16 protein-coding genes, 8 tRNA genes, 1 rRNA gene and 1 riboswitch (1 of these 26 cut by a window edge) are annotated in these 20,991 nt (G+C 52.8%); of the genes, 1 reads left to right on the top strand and 24 read right to left on the bottom strand.

The genetic code is table 11. The features are described 5' to 3' along the window. Positions 1 to 15: 15 nt before the first annotated feature. The 7 genes from L1F29_RS04510 to L1F29_RS04480 all read right to left on the bottom strand — a co-directional run bounded on the left by L1F29_RS04510 (position 16) and on the right by L1F29_RS04480 (position 7,458). The gene (locus L1F29_RS04510; RefSeq protein WP_258387174.1) at positions 16 to 1,266 is read right to left on the bottom strand and encodes a carbohydrate kinase family protein; all 1,251 of its coding nucleotides are present in this window, start codon (positions 1,264 to 1,266) and stop codon (positions 16 to 18) included. 1 nt (position 1,267) lies between these two features. Further along, positions 1,268 to 2,440 carry a Gfo/Idh/MocA family protein gene (locus L1F29_RS04505; RefSeq protein WP_258387173.1) on the bottom strand — a complete coding sequence of 391 codons (1,173 nt, stop codon included), beginning with the start codon at positions 2,438 to 2,440 and terminating at the stop codon, positions 1,268 to 1,270. After that, positions 2,437 to 3,282, bottom strand: a complete 846-nt coding sequence (locus tag L1F29_RS04500; protein WP_258387172.1) for a class I fructose-bisphosphate aldolase — start codon at positions 3,280 to 3,282, stop codon at positions 2,437 to 2,439. Before L1F29_RS04500 ends, L1F29_RS04505 begins: the two co-directional genes overlap by 4 nt. A 376-nt stretch (positions 3,283 to 3,658) precedes the next feature. Further along, positions 3,659 to 4,357, bottom strand: coding sequence for an NPCBM/NEW2 domain-containing protein (locus L1F29_RS04495; protein ID WP_258389606.1), 699 nt, complete (start codon positions 4,355 to 4,357; stop codon positions 3,659 to 3,661). A 90-nt stretch (positions 4,358 to 4,447) separates the two neighbouring features. Then, a complete protein-coding gene (locus L1F29_RS04490) occupies positions 4,448 to 6,250 on the bottom strand; it encodes an NPCBM/NEW2 domain-containing protein (RefSeq protein ID WP_258387171.1) in 1,803 nt (600 codons plus the stop codon). Further along, a complete protein-coding gene (locus L1F29_RS04485; RefSeq protein WP_258387170.1) occupies positions 6,243 to 6,950 on the bottom strand; it encodes a hypothetical protein in 708 nt (235 codons plus the stop codon). Before L1F29_RS04485 ends, L1F29_RS04490 begins: the two co-directional genes overlap by 8 nt. 31 nt (positions 6,951 to 6,981) lie before the next feature. Then, entirely contained in the window at positions 6,982 to 7,458 is a 477-nt protein-coding gene (locus L1F29_RS04480; protein WP_258387169.1) for a DUF3574 domain-containing protein, read from the bottom strand. Between the two features lie 157 nt (positions 7,459 to 7,615). Here L1F29_RS04480 and L1F29_RS04475 point away from each other — a divergent pair, with 157 nt between their 5' ends. Then, complete coding sequence (locus tag L1F29_RS04475) at positions 7,616 to 8,218, top strand: TetR/AcrR family transcriptional regulator (RefSeq protein ID WP_258387168.1); 603 nt, start codon at positions 7,616 to 7,618, stop codon at positions 8,216 to 8,218. Positions 8,219 to 8,451: 233 nt separating this feature from the next. On the opposite strand, the gene L1F29_RS04470 is transcribed toward L1F29_RS04475, so the two are convergent. From L1F29_RS04470 to L1F29_RS04390, 17 genes are all read right to left on the bottom strand, one after another. Beyond that, a complete protein-coding gene (locus tag L1F29_RS04470; protein ID WP_258387167.1) occupies positions 8,452 to 9,183 on the bottom strand; it encodes an MgtC/SapB family protein in 732 nt (243 codons plus the stop codon). Positions 9,184 to 9,189: 6 nt separating this feature from the next. Beyond that, positions 9,190 to 10,191, bottom strand: a complete 1,002-nt coding sequence (locus tag L1F29_RS04465) for a PHP domain-containing protein (RefSeq protein ID WP_258387166.1) — start codon at positions 10,189 to 10,191, stop codon at positions 9,190 to 9,192. Next, entirely contained in the window at positions 10,188 to 10,967 is a 780-nt protein-coding gene (locus L1F29_RS04460) for a DeoR/GlpR family DNA-binding transcription regulator (protein WP_258387165.1), read from the bottom strand. The genes L1F29_RS04465 and L1F29_RS04460 overlap by 4 nt, the downstream gene beginning before the upstream one ends. Positions 10,968 to 11,336: 369 nt before the next feature. Continuing rightward, entirely contained in the window at positions 11,337 to 12,209 is an 873-nt protein-coding gene (locus L1F29_RS04455) for an MBL fold metallo-hydrolase (RefSeq protein ID WP_258387164.1), read from the bottom strand. A gap of 91 nt (positions 12,210 to 12,300) precedes the next feature. Beyond that, entirely contained in the window at positions 12,301 to 13,407 is a 1,107-nt protein-coding gene (locus L1F29_RS04450; RefSeq protein ID WP_258387163.1) for a PQQ-dependent sugar dehydrogenase, read from the bottom strand. A gap of 117 nt (positions 13,408 to 13,524) precedes the next feature. Beyond that, complete coding sequence (gene queF, locus L1F29_RS04445; RefSeq protein WP_258389605.1) at positions 13,525 to 14,022, bottom strand: preQ(1) synthase; 498 nt, start codon at positions 14,020 to 14,022, stop codon at positions 13,525 to 13,527. 256 nt (positions 14,023 to 14,278) lie between these two features. Beyond that, positions 14,279 to 14,324: riboswitch (PreQ1 riboswitch) on the bottom strand. A gap of 133 nt (positions 14,325 to 14,457) precedes the next feature. Further along, complete coding sequence (locus tag L1F29_RS04440; protein WP_258387162.1) at positions 14,458 to 16,410, bottom strand: S41 family peptidase; 1,953 nt, start codon at positions 16,408 to 16,410, stop codon at positions 14,458 to 14,460. 347 nt (positions 16,411 to 16,757) lie between these two features. Continuing rightward, complete coding sequence (locus tag L1F29_RS04435) at positions 16,758 to 17,315, bottom strand: SLOG family protein (RefSeq protein ID WP_258387161.1); 558 nt, start codon at positions 17,313 to 17,315, stop codon at positions 16,758 to 16,760. Positions 17,316 to 17,412: 97 nt separating this feature from the next. Then, positions 17,413 to 17,489 (bottom strand) — tRNA-Pro (locus L1F29_RS04430). 9 nt (positions 17,490 to 17,498) lie between these two features. Beyond that, positions 17,499 to 17,575, bottom strand: a tRNA-Arg gene (locus L1F29_RS04425). A gap of 3 nt (positions 17,576 to 17,578) precedes the next feature. Continuing rightward, positions 17,579 to 17,653, bottom strand: a tRNA-Gly gene (locus L1F29_RS04420). Between the two features lie 2 nt (positions 17,654 to 17,655). After that, positions 17,656 to 17,742: transfer RNA gene (locus L1F29_RS04415), tRNA-Leu, on the bottom strand. A 13-nt stretch (positions 17,743 to 17,755) separates the two neighbouring features. Further along, positions 17,756 to 17,831: transfer RNA gene (locus tag L1F29_RS04410), tRNA-Thr, on the bottom strand. A 17-nt stretch (positions 17,832 to 17,848) separates the two neighbouring features. Next, positions 17,849 to 17,925 (bottom strand) — tRNA-Asp (locus L1F29_RS04405). Between the two features lie 35 nt (positions 17,926 to 17,960). Beyond that, a tRNA-Met gene (locus L1F29_RS04400) sits at positions 17,961 to 18,037 on the bottom strand. A gap of 7 nt (positions 18,038 to 18,044) precedes the next feature. Continuing rightward, a tRNA-Glu gene (locus L1F29_RS04395) sits at positions 18,045 to 18,119 on the bottom strand. Positions 18,120 to 18,281: 162 nt separating this feature from the next. Next, positions 18,282 to 20,991: ribosomal RNA gene (locus tag L1F29_RS04390) — 23S ribosomal RNA — on the bottom strand; it runs 221 nt beyond the window's last position.

The raw sequence follows: 20,991 nt of genomic DNA, 5'->3' as shown, positions 1-20,991 counted from the left end.
TACCTTTATACCGTTTTAGGCGTAATGAGCGTCTCCCTGCCCAAGCCAGACATGGACGCCGCTTGCCGCACCGCTACCGGTGTCCGCAGCCGCAAGGCGGCGGAACTGCTCCATCCCCTGCTTCGGCGGATGCTGGTTCCATCCCGCTTCGATACGCGCTTGAACCGCGCTCCACGGCAGAACGCCGCTCGTCGCATCATGCTGCTCGACGTTGCAGGCGCCTACGGCTACCGCGCTGACGACCGCCGCCTCCGGCGGGAGCTGCTGCATCATGCCGGACAGGAAGCCCGCTATCGTGCAATCGCCGGCTCCGGTCGTCCCCGCAACTGACACCTTGAAGCAAGGCGCGTACAGTTCCCGGTCCGTCCATGCCGCAGCATCGGCCGGCTGGTAGCGTCCCATGCTCCGGATGCGCTGCTCATCGGCCGTCGTTCGCATATACAGCCCGAATTCGCCCAGCTTAAGAACGACGACAGCCGCCCCCATTCCCAGCAGCTCGTCGGCCAGCTCGCGAAGCAGTTCTCCGTCTGCGTACGGAAGCAGATCCGCGGAGCCGTGTTCCGCCTGGAGACGGTCGGACAACCCGCGCTTCAGCATGAAGAGCACTTCTTCAAAGCTGGGAAGGAAGACGTCGACCGAAGGCAGCGTCCGCGCCAGAATGGCACGCCAATCCGCTTGCCCCGCCGCCGAATCGGGATCCGGCTTCGCCAGGTCGAGCGACGTGGTCGCGCCCGCTTCTTTCGCCTGTGCCATCATGCGCTCGAGCTCCCGTCCTTCGTCCGCATACATCCGCCGCATGAGAGGCGGATAACCGAAGTGGAACAGCCCCGCCTCGCGCAGCAGCTCATCCTTCAGGTCGTCTGCGCCGAAAGTATCGTTCGCTCCCGTGCAGTGCAGGAAAATCCGGTCTACGCCGGGAGGGCTGATCACAATCGTATACGAGCTTGCTTCGCCCGGCGCAATGATCATCCCTTCGGCAAGCGCAGCGTCCTGCTTGCGGACGATCTCGACGATGGCGCTGCCGAACAAGTCATCCCCGACCTTCCCCATCAACTGCGTAGGGACCCCCAGCCGGTTCAATGCCAGCCCCGTGTTGGAAACCGCGCCTCCGGTGGACAAACACGCCGGACCGATATCGACCAGCTTGCCTGGAATTAGAATCGCTTCCATGCCGGACTGCCTCGCATACAGCGTCGGGATGACATCCAAACAAATATGGCCTCCTACGACGACCGGGTACGGAAGCTGCTTGTGCTCTACGGCCACCTTACTCCCCCCATTGAATGTTCATCGTTTGTCCTGTCCGGTTGGACTCCAGGGCAGCCGTGAATACGCGATGGCTCCCCTTCGCCTCCTCAGGCGTAGCGCAGCGGAATGGCTGCAGCATCTGCTCCCTGTTGACCAGCTCGTCGCAGAACGCCGCCCACATCTGCAGAATCGAATCCGAGAAGCCGAATTCGAATATGCCGCCTGTTATCGTGCCGTATGCCGACTTATAAGGTACATCCGTGACGTGCCAAGCCTGCTCTCCGCCCGGCGTGTAGGGCAGCGATGCGATTTGCTTCGGATTTTTCGTGGAAAACTCGGCTGACATCGCGGTGCCTTGAATGCGGATAAACCACGTGTTCGCATGTCCGGGAGCGATCCGCTTCATCGACAGCACCATAGGGAAGGCTTGATCGCCGGTATCGACATCGCATGCGAGAATCGCATTGTCCCAGGTCTCGCAGGGAACCATATCCCCTTTGCCATCCGGCCGTTCCTCGACGATTTTGGATAGCAGCGACCTGACGCTGCGGGGCTTCCAGCCGAACCGGAGCGGAAGGTGCAGGACATGCATGCCAAGGTCGCCCATGCAGCCGTATTCGCCGTTCGTGGCGATGCGACGTTTCCAATTAATCGGCTTGTTCGGATCCAGATCGCTCGAGTGCCAGAAGCCCGCTTCCACCTCGATGATTTTGCCGAAGCGTCCCTCGCTTACCCACTTGGAGATTTGGAAGGCGCCGGGGAAGAACGGAAACTCCGAGGAGCAGCGTACGACGACGTCCGGATGCTCCGCCATCGCCTGCATGATAGCCTCATTGCCTTCCTCGTCGATGCCGAACGGCTTCTCGCCGAGAAGATGCTTGCCGGAACGAATAATATCGGTATAAATTTGCGCGTGCAGATTATGAGGCACCGCGCAATATATCGCATCGACATTCGGGTCGGCCAGCAATTCCCGATAATCCGAATAAACCTTCTCCACGCTCGGCACCGCCTGCTCGAACCAAGCGGCAGCAGCGGGATTCGCATCGCATACGGCCGTTATGCGGGGGATGAAATCAACATCGGTCAGATGGCACCACCGTGCGGCTGCGCTAGCGAATTCCTTGCCCATCAGACCGCAGCCGATGACGCCGAAACGGATCACCTTCGCATTCGTTGCGGCTGCCGTCATTGCCCTTCACCGTCCCCGCTCAATATCGCCAGCGCTTCTTCTGCGGTGGCGCCTGTATGGACAATCGCCATCAATGCGCTTGTCATGCGGGCAGGCTGCGGATGCTGGATGACGTTCCGGCCGTATACGATCCCAGACGCTCCCTGCTCCATCAGCTTCACCGTACGGTGCATGATTTCCTCATCGGAAGCACGGCCGCCGCCGCGCACCAGAACCGGTACCCCGGAGGCAATTTCGATTACGCGATGGTACTCGTCGACATTGTCGCACGGATCCGCTTTAATGACATCGGCGCCAAGCTCGACCGCCTGACGAACGAGCGGCATGATTTTCATAATGTCGCCATCGACCATGTAGCCGCCCTTGGCTTCATTCGGAAGCATGACCAGCGGCTCCACCATCAGCACCATGCCATACCGTTCACACTCGGATTTCAGCTTCATGACGTTCTTCACGCACTGGTAATGCAGCTCCGGCTGATTCGGAAGCAGCAGCAGGTTGACGCACACGGCAACCGCATCCATGCGTACCGCATGCTCGATCGCGCGGTCGATCGCTTCGCTGAACAGATAGCGAGGAAGCGCCGAGCCGTAGATATTAGCCGCATCCGTACGGAGAACCAGTCCCGGCTTCTTGCCCGGCAGCGCCTGCAGATGCTTGGCCTGCCCCAGACTGAGCTGAATGCAATCCGGATTCGCATCTACGATCGTTTCAATCGCGCTGTTCATATTCTCAATGCCGGATAAGAAGGAAAATTCGTTAAAGAAGCCATGATCAATCGCAACGTCGAAGCATTTGCCTTGCTCGCTGAACATTCGGTTCATTCTCGCACTTACGGACACATTGGACACTCCTTTGGTTTTGTTTAACACAAACAGTGAATGTTTGTTTATAACATGATACTACCGGAGATCCGCGACATTGTCTATAAAAATGTTTGTTTCGATCATTCAGCGGCTGTAAGGCCATCCTTCCTTCAAGAATCGGCCAATAGGATCTATAGAAGAAGCGCAGTATGACAGCGCGATAAAAAGTGAGAAGCCCGTCTTAAGTCCCGCTACGGGCAAAACTAATGTTTGAATCGAACATCGCTCACGGAAACAACTCGCATACCATACCAAAAAGAAGGACCTGAACGACTGAAGATATGAAGCCTTCAGCGTTCGGTCCCCTATGAACCTTACTCCATGTCATGTACCTGCCCGCGGACTGCCTGTTTCATTTGATCAGCAGCGGATTGATAAAGTCAATATACGCCCCTTGACTGTGGCCTTCCTGTCTGCCGATCTCGATTTTTAACTGGACCACGCCTTTCACGTTAACCTTCAATGCCTCTTCCAATGTGCCGATCCCGATCACTTGCTGGGCTAATACTTTATTATCCTGATCGATGAACTTGACCGTTCTTGTAGCCCCTGAATCGGATCTGTCGTCCATCCCGAGCGAGAGAACCAGCTCGCTGTATTGCCCATTGAGATTGTACCGCAATACTTGCGGTTCATCGCCGCTGTAATCGTAACTATATACCTGCATGCCCTTGTTGTGGCCATATGATGTCTTATTGATCGTCATGGGTTGATTCTGGCCGATCGAATCATCTTCGCCGGCAATGAACTCCGCCGGGACTCCCAGAGCCTTCCCATCGATCTTCTCGCCCAGAATAACGGCATACTTCTCTTTATCCCATGCGACATCGACGCCTACGAGTCCGGCCACAACCTTGAGCGGCACATAGGTGACTCCATTGGCCACAATCGGCTTCTGATCTTGATCGGCAGGCGTTTTATCGATCCCGTTCTGGAACAGCTTCACGCCGAGATAAGCATCCAATTTCACTTTTTCGGCCGCGTAAGATACCCCTCCGAAAAAGACCGCCCCGACAAGAAAACCGCTGACTGCAATTTTCATATTTTTCATTCTGCTCAACTGTGATTCGCCTCCTTGGTTATTGAACGATTTGCTGGACATCCTGGCCGCCCGAATGGTGCAGAGCCATGAAGACGTTTTTTATTGCGTCAGAGTTCCATCCCCGATAATGATCCTCTGGACATCATGGCTGGGGCCGGGGGTTTGGGTCATGATAAACTGCAGCGTATGGATGCCCTCTATACTTACATCCAAGTCGACCGCAGCCGGTGCCGAGGATCCGAAAGCAAAGGTTTTCAGCACTTGCCCGTCGCCCATGATTTTGACCGCGCTGCTCCCGAAATCGCTTCCGACGGTCGTCTTGTCGACTCCGACTTTGGCGGTCAGCCGCTTGTACCGCTGGTTCAGGCTAACCGTGAAGGAAGGCGCTTCGGCCCAGCTGTTCTGTCCCTCGAAGCTGATTCCATCGGCAAAGACTTGGCCTGAAGCATCCGCTAGAAATTGCTTATCCCATGGATTAAACCGTTCAAACACTACCGCATCTTCACTCGGAAGTATAAGCTGATGAATCAACAGCTCTTTGCCCGGTTTATGCTCCTCCCCTGAAGCCAAATCGATATTCACCTGGATGCCCGCTATACCGAATTTCAAATACGTGGTGTCATTCGAAATCCGTCTGCCGCCCAGATCGAATACTGCTTTGAATTCCTTCGCAACCCCGGCGAACAGATCCTCATCCATGTAATCCTGCTTCGATAAATCGTTGGCGGGCACATAGAGGGATGCATCGGTCTCCAGATTCATATCTTCGCTTGCCGTCAGCTTCCCTTGGATGGCGACGATATTTTGCTGCACGCTGACGCCGCTGATCTCCACGTTCATCTTGCCGCTTGTGATTTTAAGGGAAGTCTGAAGCTCTTTATCCGGCAAAGCCGTTATCTCTTTAAGCGTCTGCGTCTCTCCCGCAGGACCGATATCGACTTTCTTATACGCTTCGTCTTGCTGCAGCCCGAAACGGTAATCGAGCCGGATAAGCGCCTTGTTCGGATCATCGGATATAACCTGATAGCCGATGGCATGATCGGGAAGATGGCGAAGCGTGATTTCATCGCTGGTTTCGGCGTTTCCGTCGTTGAATACGGCCTGAATCTTAGGAGGGAGCTCCTTGGCTGCGAAGCGCAGATCGCCTTCGTATTTATAGAAAAGCGCCAGCTCGTCGTCCTTGATTCCTTCGCCGAGGAACGTAATTTTACCGGCGGCATTTTGCAGGAGCACGATATTCCTTTGGTTATAGGTTGCCGGCAGCTCGATATATTTCGCTTTCTCCGTTTCGATTTTTGCCGAATACTCATCCGCGGCGCTCCCAACCAGCTCGGAGAAGCCGTTTCCGAGCGCGTACAGGACGGCTGCATTGCTCTCGGCCTTGTCGAACTCGAGCTTTCCAATATCAGCTTCGATTTCTTTTAGGAGCGGATCTATTTTTCGGGTTTTGACATCCTCGGCGAGTTGACTCCGCAGTTTCTCCAATTCGCCGTACAATCCGGTTGAAGAGAATTCCTCCAGACTCGAAAGAATATCGTTTAGTTCTCCGTTCACCTGGGCGATCTCTTCGGCCTCCGCTTTCTCCATGTCCAGGCTGCCGACATTTTGTTTCACGGTCTCCGAACGCGACTTTAATTCATCTAATTTGCCTTTTAAGTCTTCCGCATCCTCCAGAAGCTCATTGACGATGGCGATCCGTCCTTCGCCGTATTGCAATTGATTCGGATCCATCTCGGCTATTTTGCGGTATTGGGCAATGGCGGTATCGACGTCCAGACTCTCCATAGCCTGATCGGCTTCGGCCATCAGCTTGCCGTACCCTCCATCGTCGCCGCCGCTGCAGCCCGATAGCAGCCAAGTACAACTAAGCAAAGCGATCCATAGGCGCCTTCTGTTACGCATTCGGAATGCCGCCCCCTTTCCCGCCGGACTTGAATGTCCGAAACAATCCTCTTCTGAACATAAAATAGAGAACGGCTGCGATAACCAACAGCGCCAGCGCAATAACCCAGCCGATCGACGGCATATTCGAAGAAGGCTCATAAACGATAGCTACAGAATCATCGTTGAGGAGAAGACTTCGCGGATTATCTTCCGTAACCGTTCCGCCGGCAGCATACAAAATCCTGCCCGGCACCGTAACCGTTATTTCCGTCTCGTCGTCTATATTCAGGTAGACGACCGGCTTATCCCCGATCTTGTCGAGGTCTTCCGGTTTTATTGCGGAATGTTTATCGACATCGATTAATGCATCCAACCGCTGCGGGTCAAGCCGTCTGATATCATCCACCGTCACGAGCAGCGTGTCCTTTCCCCCGCTCAATGCGGTGAGGCTATCGAAGGCGACGGTCGCGCTGGCCATCCCGTCCTTCTCCTCGAATTCCTCCAGCCGGATGACTTCTTGGCCGGCCTTATCGTTGACCTCTGCCAACCCCTTCTCAATTCCCTCCTTTACATCCTGGGCTGTGAATTTGCCCGTTAGTTCAACCTCATACTTCCCCTCTCCCGAACCGTCCTCATGGATGACCAGGTCCAATCGTCCGCATCCCGTGAGGACCATGAGAAGGATTGCCGTCAGGATTATAGCGTAATAATGTCTCACCTGTTTCCTCTTCTCTCCTCTCCAAATTACGTTATTCGATAAAATACATCTTTCCGTCTACTTCAAGGGATATCGAAGACTGTGCAAGCTTCTCTTTCATTTGCTTCGCGTAATCGACCACTTGATTAATGGCTTCTTTGTCCAGCTTCTCGGCAAAGGCATATACGATCGTCACTTTTTCCTTGATCAGCTTCTTATTGTCATCGACCCAAGCACCCTCTCCCTCGACAGCCGTTGCCCCGCCAAACATGTTGGAAAATTTCGTTAGCGCCTCGTCGACGAACTTTTCATGCGCTTCATCGGTGATCGGAATATCCCCTTTCACTGTGGAAGGGACATAGATTTTCACTTCATGGCTAAGATGAAATTGATCGTTCAGCTTGCTGCCGACGATCCCGTTCACGCCCGCGTTTCCTTCTGCCGCACTGAAAGACTGCTGTACCGGGATAATCAGGAAGGCCAATAATAATACAAAAGACAATCCAACGAGCCAACTTTTCTTCTTCATTCTTCGAGTCTCCTTTTTTAAGAATCCCGAGTGGTTAACATGCAATAAACAGCTATCTGATTTAAATACCAACCAGTCGGTATATCGGAAATAGTGTATACTGCAAATTATGTTATAATCAATGGGAAATAAGGATTATTTAAAGGGGAAATTTGGTATGGCAAATCATCAACAGCAGTCGAAACAAACCATCGAGAAGTTGATTGCGTCCGGAGTCGAGTTATTCTCGCGCCAAGGCTACTCCAATACAAGCATAGATCAAATCGTCAGACACGCCGGATATTCGAAAGGGGGATTTTATGCCCATTTCTCCAGCAAGGAAGAGTTCTTGCTGACCATCATTAAAGAAGGCATTGATTTTTACTTTGAGGATCTGCAGAAAGCTCTTGAGCGGAAGGACCGCGACCTTCTGACCAATTTTCAACAATACTCGATCCGCCTGGTCAATGAGGCATACAAAAAGGGCGCCTCTCCTTTGCTCATTCAAGGCTGCATGATTTCCAACGAGCTGCCTCAGATCAAGGAGAAGCTCATCTCGCAGATGGAGGAATGGCGACAATTTCTGACACATTTCTACCAGGTCATGAAGGACGAAGGGATTATAGGAAGTCCGTTGGATGCGAGAACGTTGGCTATCGCGTCTATGGCTCTCTTTAATGGAATCAACCTGCAGCATTTTGTCGATGAAAGAATTCCGTTGGAGGAAATGCTGACTGTTCTTATGGAACTTCTCCAAATTCAAAACGCGAATAAAGAATGAGACCGCCATGCTACTTTAAGCATACGGTCCTGAATAAATCGTCGTACCATGGTGTCCGTATCTTAAAGCAGCTGATCCTAAGCACTTATTTGGGAGGAATCAGCACCGAAGAAATGCCCTCGAGTTATATGGAGAAGCAGGCCTATAGCAGTCCCCCTCCTATCGGTTGAAGCAGCACAAGCGCCCTCCGGCTTTGGAGGGCGCTGTTTATTTTGGTTTGCAAATTCCATCGCTTATAAGCTGTCGCCGGCTGTTTCCAGCCCCAGCACGCCTTCAATGGAAGAAAGAGCCATAAGCGCCTCTTCGAAGCGTTTGGTTTTCTTCAGCTTCACGTGCATGCGGATCAAGAGAGGACTCGTATTATTGGATGAATCCGATGCATCCTCGCTTTCAATGACCAGCTTGTCGATTTGAATGCCGAAGCTTTTCATCTTGACTACGATTTGATTCAGCCCCGCTGAGCCGCGATGTATTTTGAATAATATCTCATGATGCTTCTTCGCGCGCGAGAACACTTTCTCCACCTTATTCAATAAGAACAAACTGATCACCACCAGTAAGGTTCCAATCGCGGCACCGTAATAGAAGCCTGCACCGACCGCAAGTCCAATCGAGGCAACGACCCATAATGAAGCCGCTGTCGTCAAACCGGATATCGTCAGTCCCGTTCTTAATATCGTTCCTGCTCCGAGAAAACCAATTCCGCTTATAACTTGCGCTGCCAGGCGGGCCGGATCCATTCTCACATTCGGCTCAGCCGCGAATTCGGAGAAACCGTACATCGACAACAGTACGATAATCGATGATCCCAGACATACCAGTATATGCGTACGGAAACCGGCGGAGTGACCGCCGAGCTCCCGTTCGAGCCCGATTAATCCGCCCAGCACGAGCGCGAGCACGAGACGAATGGTCATCTCGGTGTAGCTGATTTGCCACACCTCCGGGTTAAACGTTAATTCCATACGCGGTCATCCCTTTAGGTTTACTGTCTTGCGTTCACGCTTGTCAAAATAGACGACTTCCTCATAACCGACCTCTCGCGCAAGGGCTGCCGCTTCATTCAGAAGCATCCCGATATCGTCCGGAAAGTGGGAATCCGAACTGAGCGTAATCGGAACGCCATGATCATGAATGATACGCAGAAACGAAGGACTCGGGCACATCTCTTTGACCGGGTAGCGGTAAGCCAGACCGGTGTTGATTTCCGTGGCCACTCCGGCCTCTTTCATGGCCGCCGCCGCTTCTTCATACATCGGAAGCAGAGACGCCTCGTCTGGCCGGTAATTGAACACCTTCAAATTGTCCGGATGCGCGATGATATCGAACAATCCGCTTCGTATAGACCCGAGCAGATGATCGAAGAGCCTGCGGTACATGGCGATCAAATCTTCGCCTTCAAACTTATATTCCGTCTGCGGGTTGTCGAACCCCCACCCGTCGATGAAATGAACGGAGCCGATCACGAAGTCCAGCTCATACCGGCCCAGCAGCCCCCCCAGCTCCTCTTCCCCGCCCGGGAAATAATCGGCTTCCACTCCCAGCGAGATCGGATAACCTTCGCCGCGAAGCGCGCGGATCGCTGCCAGGTACGGCTCGATCGAACCCGTACATACGCGGTCCAGCCAATAACGCTGCAGCTGTCCCAATTCGGTATCGTCGATAATCATATGACGCTCATAATAGGGACGGAATTCTTCGAACCGGTAGAGATGGTCCACAATACCGAACCGTTTGATTCCAAGCTGCTTGCCCCGTTCCAGATAATACATAATCCATTCCTTCGAGAAGCAGCCGCGCTCGATGCGCTGCGCAAGCTTATCTTGTAATTCTTCCACCCATTCCAGCGAGTGCGACCGATTGCGGAACCCGCCGGCTTCCTTCTCCAAGGTCTCGATCGCTTTGGCGGTTCTGCGAAGCCACTCAACGGAATAAGGCCCTTCTTCCAGATGAAAATGATGATCGACAATCACAATTGCTCCTCCTCTTCGGCGATTAGTAGTGTGGTTTCTTTGCTGGCTAACATCTGGATCCATTCCTCCGGACAGCCTCTATCGGAGATAAGAATATCAATATTCTTGAGCGGGCATATGCGGGCGAATGTCGTATTCCCGAACTTCGTATGGTCCGCCAAGACGATCGTTTCGCCCGCCCGTTCCATCATCTTGCGGGATAGATTGGCTTCGCTGAGCGTATAGTCCGATATGCCGTCCGTCATGGAAATCCCGCCGGCGGCAAAGAAGGCTTTGTCCGCTTTCAGTTGATTCAACATCCATTCGGCCAACGGGCCGTTCACGGATTGCTTCTTAACATTCAGTTCGCCGCCAATGAAGATGATCCGGCCTGGAAACTGTTCCATGGCCAGGCGCATAACCGCTGCGGAATGAGAGATGATCGTCACATTCTTCTTCGTGCTTAAGTAAGGAATCATTCCAACCGTCGTTGTACCGCTGCCGATCATAATGATGTCGCCGTCTTCGACGAGCGAGGCGGCTAAACGGCTAATTTCCTGCTTCTCTGCTGCATTGATGAGCGATTTCTGTTCGAAGGGCGGCTCCAGTGATGCCTGCTTCACAGCCCCGCCGTAGACTTTCTTGAGCATCCCTTCTTTATCCAGCCGCCCCAAATCACGCCGGATCGTCTCCGTCGAGACGTTCAATTCCTCCGCCATCGCAGGGATTTGAACCTTCTCATCCTTGGCCAGCTGGTCCAAAATTTTCTTCTTTCGTCCTTCGTACGATAATGACATCTTTCACATCCACCTATGCATTTGTTTCGCTAGAGTAACAGAAGAGAAGACTTCCTCGGCGAAAGGTAATATACCATTCTATTCCTGTTTGTCCGGTAAGATACCAGAATTTTCTCAATTCAACAAACTTACACGACCGTATTTTAGGATTGTTGTGACTTTATGTGTTTTCATTCAATATTATCTTAACGATGACACTATAGTCAACAACAATCGTAGTCTATGTTAAGTTTTCTTACATTTTCCCTTCGTTAGGGTGTATGGCGTCTTGGTTCTAGTTACCCCTCTTCCCGGGAGCCGCAAACAAAAAGAACGCCGTGCAGGCGTTCTTAGAACCCGTATTTAATAAGTATGGCTTGTCAACCGCAATTATTCCCGCATGAACGCACGCGCCGATACATAAACGAACCGTTCTCCCCGCGCCATCACATGGCACTTCTGCTCCGGGAAGAACTTGTAGGCGTAATCCACGAAATAGCCCGGATTTTCCGCATTTCCGGCAAAGATATCGTAATGCAGCGGGATAACCGTTTCCGCGCCGACTGCATAGGCCAGCTCCGCCGCTTCACGATAATCCATGTTGCCGATAATACCGCGGCTGGTCCGGAAATAATCGCGCCCGTTGATCGGCAGCATGGCCACATCCGGTTTATAGCTCCGCAGCTGCTCGACCAGCCCCGGGTACACGATAGTATCTCCCGCATGGTACAGCGTCACGCCATTGAGCTCAATCATATACCCGACATACCGGTGATTCCCCTGCTCGTCCTGCTCTAAAGCTTCGTGCGCAGCCGGAATTGCTTGAATGCGCAGCTTGCGGCCCTCCAGTGGCGAGCGCCACTGATTTGTATCCGCATTGATTACCTGTGTTTGCTCAATGCCAAGGCTTAGCAGCATATCCCGGCAAGCGGCCGGTGCCATAATGAAGGCGTTCGGATTCTGAGCCGCCAGCACAGGAACGGTGCCCCGGTCCAGATGATCTTCATGCTCATGCGTAATTAGGCAAGCATCGGCATTCGTTATATCCTCCGGCGCAATCGGCGCCGGGTAGGTGCGTACCGCCCCGGCTGTTTTCTCCAGGTAATCGGATACATAGGGATCAATATACAAGGTCACGTCGTCCCCCTTAATAATGACGCTCTCTTGTCCCAGGAACCAGATGGCCAGACAACCGTATGGAACCTCCGTCGCATTCACTTCCTTGATCAAGGCTTGACCGCTGCGTGACGCTCTTATACTCATCGAAGTGACTCCTCTCCTTCTACATTCCTGTTTATACCATGATCCTATCATAGCAAGATGGAATCGTCGATCTTGCATCACCGACTCTCTACTATTTCAAACGCAGCAGCCGGTCGTCCTTCTCTCCGGGTTTGCCGCGGCCGTCCGTGTTATTCGTGATTACGTACACGCTGCCCCCTTGGATTTTAACGTCCCGCAGTCTTCCCTCGCTTGTAACCATCACCTGACTCGAGCTTGCATCCGGCGAGAAGCGGACAAGCGATTGCCCCCGCAGGCCGGTCACGAGTATTTCACCAAGCTCGTTAACCGCGATACCGGAAGGCGCAAGCGTGTCGCTGCCCGTATGAAACATCGGCGTGATCATTCCTTTCTTCGTCTCGTCGCCAACGATATCCGGCCACCCATAATTGCCGCCGGCTTCAATCCGATTCAGCTCATCATGGCCTCCTGGTATGGACGATGGGCCATGCTCGGAGCTGATCAGCTCCCCCTTCGAGTTCCATGCCAGCCCCTGCGGATTGCGATGCCCATACGAATAGACAAGCGAATCCGGGAACGGATTGTCTGCCGGTATCGTACCATCCAGCGACATCCTCAGAATTTTCCCCGCCAGACTAGTCCTGTCCTGCGCAAGCTTCTCATGGGAAGCGTCTCCGGTCGTAATATACAGATGATTGTCCGGCCCGATCGCCAGGCGGCCTCCGTTATGCACCGAAGCACCCGGAATGCGCTCAAGCAGCGTCTTCTTCTCCGTCCAGCTGTCCCCGTTCGAGGCTTCCTCCAACACGACGATCCGGTTGTACTCATTACCTTCTTCCTCATACGTATGGTACGCGTAGGCCTGCTTCGTCTTGTCATAATCCGGTGCGAGCACAAAGCCGAGGAACCCTCCCTCGCCAATCTGCTTAACGGGCTTGTTTAGCCGTACCTGCTGCCGGATCAGCTTCCCTTCCGCAATCTTCGCGATAGTCCCTTCCCGCTCGCTGACGTAGATCGTATCGCCTGCAAAATCAATGGCCCACGGCGATTTCAGCCGTTCCGCCACCATTTCGTATCCAGGCGTATCGGATCCCTCCTTGGTGACCGCGTCCCCGCTGCCCACATCGACCGGCAGGACCTCCTTCTTCTGTGAGGATGTGCAAGCCGCGCCGACGAGCAGCAGTACAGCTATCATCGCGATCATCATAACTCGGTTCATTGGATCTCCTCCTCTATCGCTTCTTTCCTATCACCTCGATACAGAAACAGACTAACCGCTAATGGTTAGTCTGTTTGCTCGGACACTGATGCTTGTTTTCCAGTATACACAGGATGCTTACCGGTTATCAATCTTCTCGGGATACATATCATGATTCATCAAGCGGTGCTCGGCCATCTGCTCGTATTTGGTACCCGGCCGCCCCCAATTGCAGTAAGGATCGATGGATATTCCGCCCCGCGGCGTGAATTTTCCCCATACCTCAATATAGCGCGGCTCCATGAGCGCAATCAGATCATTCATGATGATGTTCATGCAGTCCTCATGAAAATCGCCATGATTGCGAAAGCTGAACAGATACAGCTTGAGCGACTTGCTCTCAACCATCTTGATGTCGGGAATATAGGAGATATAGATCGTCGCAAAGTCAGGCTGTCCCGTCATCGGGCATAAGCTCGTAAATTCCGGACAATTGAATTTGACAAAATAATCCCGGTTCGGATGTTTGTTATCGAATGACTCCAGAATGGCCGGGTTATATTCAAAGGTATAGGTAGTGCCCTGGTTGCCCAGCAGCGTCACCCCTTCGAGTTCTTCTTTGTGTCTGCCTGTCATCATATTTTGCTCCCTTCTTTGGCTGTCAAACAGGCGTCCCGCCCTCTGCCCGGAGCTCGCTAGCCGCAGCTGTCGGCAGGTGTTCCGTTCGTACAGATGGGTATCTCGTCCGTATGAACTCGAGCACGCCCAGCTTGCCGAGCTAGCTCCAACGTCTCTTCTTTGTTCTGGGGCATGGTCAAGCTCCTGTTTGTGCCGCTTGCTTCCTCTTCAATGTCCCCTTACGCAAAAAAAACGATAGCCAAGGAAGGTATCGTTTTCCTTAGTATTTTTATAGAGGGGGGATCGCGAACCTCTCCCGGTCCCATCTGAATGCGGGCTGCCGGTCTTAGTATTCAATTAAACGCCTTGAAGTATACCACATACGCTCCCCAAACAAAAGTGGAGCCTTTCGGCTCCACTCCACTTTCGATAATCCACGCAACGTAAAAAACACTATTCATATCCCAGCATGAGCTGCTTTAGGACATCTTCCGCTTTCTGCAGCTGCGTATCCAGCGTTGAAGGAGCTTCCGGCAAACGGACCTCGTAGTCAGGGACGATACCCTTCGAATGGATCCAATTACCTTCCGGAGTGAGCCATTTCGACTCAGTATACTTCACGGACGAGCCATCGTTATAGCCCTGTGTCGTCTGCACGACTCCTTTGCCGTAAGTCGCCGCTCCAACAAGAACAGCATCGGCCGATTCGCGAAGCGCTGCAGCCAATATTTCCGCGGCGCTGGCCGTTCCTTTATCGGTCAATACGACAATGGGTATTGGGCGCTCCACATCATTTTGCGTGATGTAGACGACCCGCGATCCGTCGCGGTATTCCAATTGAAACAGCGGTTTCTGATTCGGCACCAATACATTGCCAATTAACAATGCCGAGCTCATCAGCCCGCCCGGATTTTGCCTCAGATCCAGTATGAGCCCCTTCATCCCCTTCGCAAGCAGCTCTTTATAGTGCTGTTGGAACTCATCTACAGTCGGCTCGGACATCCGGACAATGTCGATTTTACCCATCGTACCAGATAACATCTTGCCGGCTACGGTTTTCTGGATGATGGTATCGCGCGTGACCGGGATGGTCAGCTTGCCATCCACGCCTGGACGCTGGACGATGAATTCCACTGCCGTCCCTTTCGGTCCGCGAATGAGCGACGCCAGCTCATCGCTGCTCATTCCCTTCACATCCGTTCCATTCACCTGCAGGATGATGTCACCTGTCCGAAAGCCGGCTTTCTCAGCCGGAGATCCGGGCAGAATGCCGCTAATGACAAGTTCCCCATTCTGCTCCTTAAGCGTCGTTCCAACGCCCTCGAAGGAAGAAGAGATCCCATTGTTGAAGCTCGCTGCCGCTTCCGGATTCATGTAGACGGTGTACGGATCGCCCAGCGACCTCAGCATTCCGTCAATCGCCCCATTCACAAGCGTTTCGTCATCGACCGCCGTATAGTAATCATATTTCAGCGACTGATATACGCTCCACAGCTTGGTCCACTGCCCCGTCCGGTTCAAGCTATCCTGATGGTCCGTGACGACATAGACGAAGGCAGCCAGCCCGCTGCCGTTCTTCACGTACCATATCCCGCTGCCGGGGACCGGGTCGCCATATACGGGCGCATTCTCCGCAAGCGGTACGATCTGCCCGTTTAGCAGCGTCACAGCACCTGTTCCCTTGCCGTCTGAAGCTGCAGGCGTGAAGCTCCCGACGGTATCTTCGTATAAATGGATCGCGAATGACGTATTATTTGCCGTGTGCTTCGTATCGAATATTCCGGTAGATGGATTGACCGGAACGTCAGCGAGAAGCTTGACGATGAGCTCGGCTACATCGGATCTCGTTGCGTATGCATTGGGTTTGCTGGCTGCAGAGACGAAGCCCAGATGAAACTTTTGGTCAGCCAAATAATAATTCGCGTACCACGGCTTACCAGGCTCGCCGCTTTGGCTTTGCTGCATACCGATCGAATTCATAAGAATCGCAATGGCCTGTGCATTGGTGATCAGCTTATCCGGCTCAAATTTCCCGTCCCCGGTACCTTGAATCCATCCGTGATTGACGGCAAAATTAATATACCTCGTCCCCCAGCCGGATACATCGCGGAATTCGCTCTTCGTACCGGACAGCTTGGCTGCTTCACCTTCATATCCTTTCCCTGCCACCAGCATCACAACAAACTCGGCTCTCGTAATGGTTTGTTCCGGCTTGAAGGATTGATCCACGTAGCCTTTAATGTAGCCCATGTGCTGCAGCAGCAAAATTTGGCCGAGCGCAGGGGAGGCGCTAATGTCCTTAAAAGGAAGCGATATTTCGTTCTCCGCTGCAAACGAGGATATCGGATTCATGAAAATTGCCGCTGCCAGGGCAATTGTTCCTATTGTTCGTGATATCTTTCGCAATGCGTCATCTCCTGTCGAATGGGTACAACTATCGTTATATTGTAGCGAAAAATCTCTTAATCTACCAGACCGCTTTGATAGATAAGAGCGCGGATCGACTACCGTTCAGAATGAAGCGCAATAAAAAAGAGCAATCCCGGGGCTATTCAGACCCGCAAGATTTGCTCCTCTGATCCGTAATTCCGCCATGAACCCAGTCCGCGAAGCTGCCGTCAATGGCAATTGTCTTTGGACTGTCAGCATTTTGCGGCTTGCTCACACATTGCAGTACCGGATATAGTCAACCAACTGGTTTCCTGCACGCTATTATCGATGACTAAATCACCGTAAAACAACCTGGTTCGGCTTCAATCATAAGCATTCAAGCTTTCTTCATCCGCCACGCTTTGAACATCCTCCGATGTTAAGCCGATGTACCGATAACCGTCCTGCTGCTGCTTTCGTAATGCCCTTTCCTTATGAAACTTCGGGCTTCCTTCGCCGGCATCCTCATCATAAAACAATAAAATGCCGTCCGTCTTTCTAAACAACAGCTCATCTCTGGCTGTGAATTGCCATACACCGCTATAAGGCTGCTTGCTCACCGAACCGTAATAGTCGACGCCCTTTAAAATCTGCCCGTAATATTCCTTCTTGGCATCGTTCCATTTCTCTTCCTGTTGGATAAATGCCGTCATAATGGACAGTTTCAAATGAGGATATTGCTCCTTCAAGGCAATAACGACTTCACACGCCCACAGGTCGACACCGTATTGGCCTGGCGTAATGACCCATTCCAACCCTTCTTCAACGAGGGGAATCAGCTTCCCGGCAATCGCCTTCTGGATATAACCAATGCCTTTATGCTTCTGATCAAAGATATTTAGTTCATGGGCACGGTAGCCAGTCACTAACAGATTCTTCATCATACAGTCCTCGTTCCTGGGCAGATCGAAATATAAAAAAGCCTGCATACGTATAGAATATACGTTATTGCAGACTTTGAATAGTTGTTGAAAGGAATGGTCGGGATGACACGATTCGAACATGCGACCCCCTGGTCCCAAACCAGGTGCTCTACCAAGCTGAGCTACATCCCGTTATGAAAATGGCGTGCCCTGAGAGATTCGAACTCCCGACCTTTTGATTCGTAGTCAAATGCTCTATCCAGCTGAGCTAAGGGCACTTATGGAGCGGAAGACGGGAATCGAACCCGCGACCCTCGCCTTGGCAAGGCGATGCTCTACCGCTGAGCCACTTCCGCATTGGTGCGGTCGAGAGGACTTGAACCTCCACGGCTGTTACACCACTAGAACCTGAATCTAGCGCGTCTGCCAATTCCGCCACGACCGCAAAAAAAATAAAATGGTGCCGTCGAGAGGACTTGAACCCCCAACCTACTGATTACAAGTCAGTTGCTCTACCAATTGAGCTACAACGGCAAGTGATAAGGTTATAATGGCGGAGCCGACGGGATTCGAACCCGCGGTCTCCTGCGTGACAGGCAGGCATGTTAGGCCTCTACACCACGGCTCCACATTATAAGTTTATTCGTTTGTAAAGAACGAATTTGGTTGCGGGGGCAGGATTTGAACCTGCGGCCTTCGGGTTATGAGCCCGACGAGCTACCGGGCTGCTCCACCCCGCGTCGTTAATGGTGACCCGTAGGGGATTCGAACCCCTGTTACCTCCGTGAAAGGGAGGTGTCTTAACCCCTTGACCAACGGGCCTTATGTACGATGCCTTAAATAAAGGCTTGCACAATTTCAGAAATGTTACACCCTGAAAACTGGATACGAGTTTGCGCAACTCTTTAGCTGATTTTTATCTGGGGTCCCCGCAAAGTACTCGGAATCAGCTTCGAAGCCGTTCGTCACTTTGTGGGGTATTTTTAGGATAAGCCCTCGACCGATTAGTATTCGTCAGCTGCATGCATTACTGCACTTCCACCCCGAACCTATCAACCTGGTCGTCTTCCAGGGGTCTTACGAATTGGGAAATCTCATCTTGAGGGGGGCTTCGCGCTTAGATGCTTTCAGCGCTTATCCCGTCCGTACATAGCTACCCAGCGGTGCTCCTGGCGGAACAACTGGTACACCAGCGGTACGTCCATCCCGGTCCTCTCGTACTAAGGACAGCTCCTCTCAAATTTCCTACGCCCACGACAGATAGGGACCGAACTGTCTCACGACGTTCTGAACCCAGCTCGCGTACCGCTTTAATGGGCGAACAGCCCAACCCTTGGGACCTACTTCAGCCCCAGGATGCGATGAGCCGACATCGAGGTGCCAAACCTCCCCGTCGATGTGGACTCTTGGGGGAGATAAGCCTGTTATCCCCAGGGTAGCTTTTATCCGTTGAGCGATGGCCCTTCCATGCGGTACCACCGGATCACTAAGCCCGACTTTCGTCCCTGCTCGACTTGTAGGTCTCGCAGTCAAGCTCCCTTATGCCTTTGCACGCTACGAATGATTTCCAACCATTCTGAGGGAACCTTTGGGCGCCTCCGTTACTTTTTAGGAGGCGACCGCCCCAGTCAAACTGCCCGCCTGACACGGTCCCTCCACCCGATTCAGGGTGGCAGGTTAGAACTCCGATACGATCAGGGTGGTATCCCAACGGTGCCTCCACCGAAGCTGGCGCTCCGGCTTCCCAGGCTCCCACCTATCCTGTACAGATCGTACCAAAGTCCAATATCAAGCTGCAGTAAAGCTCCATGGGGTCTTTCCGTCTTGTCGCGGGTAACCTGCATCTTCACAGGTATTAAAATTTCACCGGATCTCTCGTTGAGACAGCGCCCAAGTCGTTACGCCATTCGTGCGGGTCAGAATTTACCTGACAAGGAATTTCGCTACCTTAGGACCGTTATAGTTACGGCCGCCGTTTACTGGGGCTTCGGTTCACAGCTTCGGGTTACCCCTAACCGCTCCCCTTAACCTTCCAGCACCGGGCAGGCGTCAGCCCGTATACTTCGCCTTACGGCTTCGCACAGACCTGTGTTTTTGCTAAACAGTCGCTTGGGCCTTTTCACTGCGGCCCCCTCGGGCTATTCACCCTACCGAGGCACCCCTTCTCCCGAAGTTACGGGGTCATTTTGCCGAGTTCCTTAACGAGAGTTCTTCCGCGCGCCTTAGCATGCTCTGCTCGCCTACCTGTGTCGGTTTGCGGTACGGGCACCTTCACCTGGCTAGAGGCTTTTCTTGGCAGCGGGAACTCATGACCTTCGGTACTATAATTTTCCCTCCCCGTCACAGCTCAGCCTTATCGATGGGCGGATTTGCCAACCCATCAGCCTTGCTGCTTGGACGGACTATTCCATCAGTCCGCGTCACTATCCTTCTGCGTCACCCCATTGCTCATAACGGTTTACGGTGGTACAGGAATTTCAACCTGTTGTCCTTCGACTACGCCTTTCGGCCTCGCCTTAGGTCCCGACTTACCCTGAGCGGACGAGCCTTCCTCAGGAACCCTTAGGCTTTCGGCGGACAAGATTCTCACTTGTCTTTTCGTTACTCATACCGGCATTCTCACTTGAATGCAGTCCACCAGTCCTTACGGTCTGACTTCAACCCGCATTCAACGCTCCCCTACCACTGATCTTACGATCAATCCATAGCTTCGGTGGTGTGTTTAGCCCCGTTACATTTTCGGCGCAGAGTCACTCGACCAGTGAGCTATTACGCACTCTTTAAATGGTGGCTGCTTCTAAGCCAACATCCTGGTTGTCTTTGCAACTCCACATCCTTTCCCACTTAACACACACTTGGGGACCTTAGCTGATGGTCTGGGCTGTTTCCCTCTTGACAATGGATCTTAGCACTCACTGTCTGACTCCCGGATACAAGTCGATGGCATTCGGAGTTTGACTGGACTTGGTAACCCTTGGCGGGCCCCGCACCCAATCAGTGCTCTACCTCCATGACTCTTCAATTCCGAGGCTAGCCCTAAAGCTATTTCGGGGAGAACCAGCTATCTCCGAGTTCGATTGGAATTTCTCCGCTACCCCCACCTCATCCCCGAATTTTTCAACATTCGTGGGTTCGGGCCTCCAGTGCGTGTTACCGCACCTTCACCCTGGACAGGGGTAGATCACTCGGTTTCGGGTCTACGTCCACGTACTTAGTCGCCCTATTCAGACTCGCTTTCGCTGCGGCTCCGGCTCTTCACCTTAACCTTGCACGGGAACGTAACTCGCCGGTTCATTCTACAAAAGGCACGCCATCACCCCTATAACGGGCTCTGACTTCTTGTAAGCGCACGGTTTCAGGTTCTTTTTCACTCCGCTTCCGCGGTGCTTTTCACCTTTCCCTCACGGTACTGCTTCACTATCGGTCACTAGGGAGTATTTAGCCTTGGCAGATGGTCCTGCCGGATTCCCACGAGGTTTCACGTGTCTCGCGGTACTCGGGATCCGTCTCGGAGGGTGTTGACTTTTGGTTACAGGGCTTTTACCTTTTCTAGCGGGCCTTTCCAGACCTCTTCGCCTAACCAACACCTTTGTAACTCCATGTGAGACGTCCCACAACCCCAAGAGGCAAGCCTCTTGGTTTGGGCTAATCCGCTTTCGCTCGCCGCTACTGACGGAATCACTGTTGTTTTCTC

Source organism: Paenibacillus spongiae (assembly GCF_024734895.1).
GTDB classification, from domain to species: domain Bacteria; phylum Bacillota; class Bacilli; order Paenibacillales; family Paenibacillaceae; genus Paenibacillus_Z; species Paenibacillus_Z spongiae.
This window is presented reverse-complemented; position numbering and strand designations above follow the sequence as displayed.

Bases quoted from the DNA above. Each gene is read 5' to 3' on its own strand.
- L1F29_RS04505 (WP_258387173.1), bottom strand. From the start codon at position 2,440: ATGACGGCAGCCGCAACGAATGCGAAGGTGATCCGTTTCGGCGTCATC.
- L1F29_RS04495 (WP_258389606.1), bottom strand. From the start codon at position 4,357: ATGAAAAATATGAAAATTGCAGTCAGCGGTTTTCTTGTCGGGGCGGTC.
- L1F29_RS04490 (WP_258387171.1), bottom strand. From the start codon at position 6,250: ATGCGTAACAGAAGGCGCCTATGGATCGCTTTGCTTAGTTGTACTTGG.
- L1F29_RS04480 (WP_258387169.1), bottom strand. From the start codon at position 7,458: ATGAAGAAGAAAAGTTGGCTCGTTGGATTGTCTTTTGTATTATTATTG.
- L1F29_RS04475 (WP_258387168.1), top strand. From the start codon at position 7,616: ATGGCAAATCATCAACAGCAGTCGAAACAAACCATCGAGAAGTTGATT.
- L1F29_RS04470 (WP_258387167.1), bottom strand. From the start codon at position 9,183: ATGGAATTAACGTTTAACCCGGAGGTGTGGCAAATCAGCTACACCGAG.
- L1F29_RS04460 (WP_258387165.1), bottom strand. From the start codon at position 10,967: ATGTCATTATCGTACGAAGGACGAAAGAAGAAAATTTTGGACCAGCTG.
- L1F29_RS04455 (WP_258387164.1), bottom strand. From the start codon at position 12,209: ATGAGTATAAGAGCGTCACGCAGCGGTCAAGCCTTGATCAAGGAAGTG.
- L1F29_RS04450 (WP_258387163.1), bottom strand. From the start codon at position 13,407: ATGAACCGAGTTATGATGATCGCGATGATAGCTGTACTGCTGCTCGTC.
- queF (WP_258389605.1), bottom strand. From the start codon at position 14,022: ATGACAGGCAGACACAAAGAAGAACTCGAAGGGGTGACGCTGCTGGGC.
- L1F29_RS04435 (WP_258387161.1), bottom strand. From the start codon at position 17,315: ATGAAGAATCTGTTAGTGACTGGCTACCGTGCCCATGAACTAAATATC.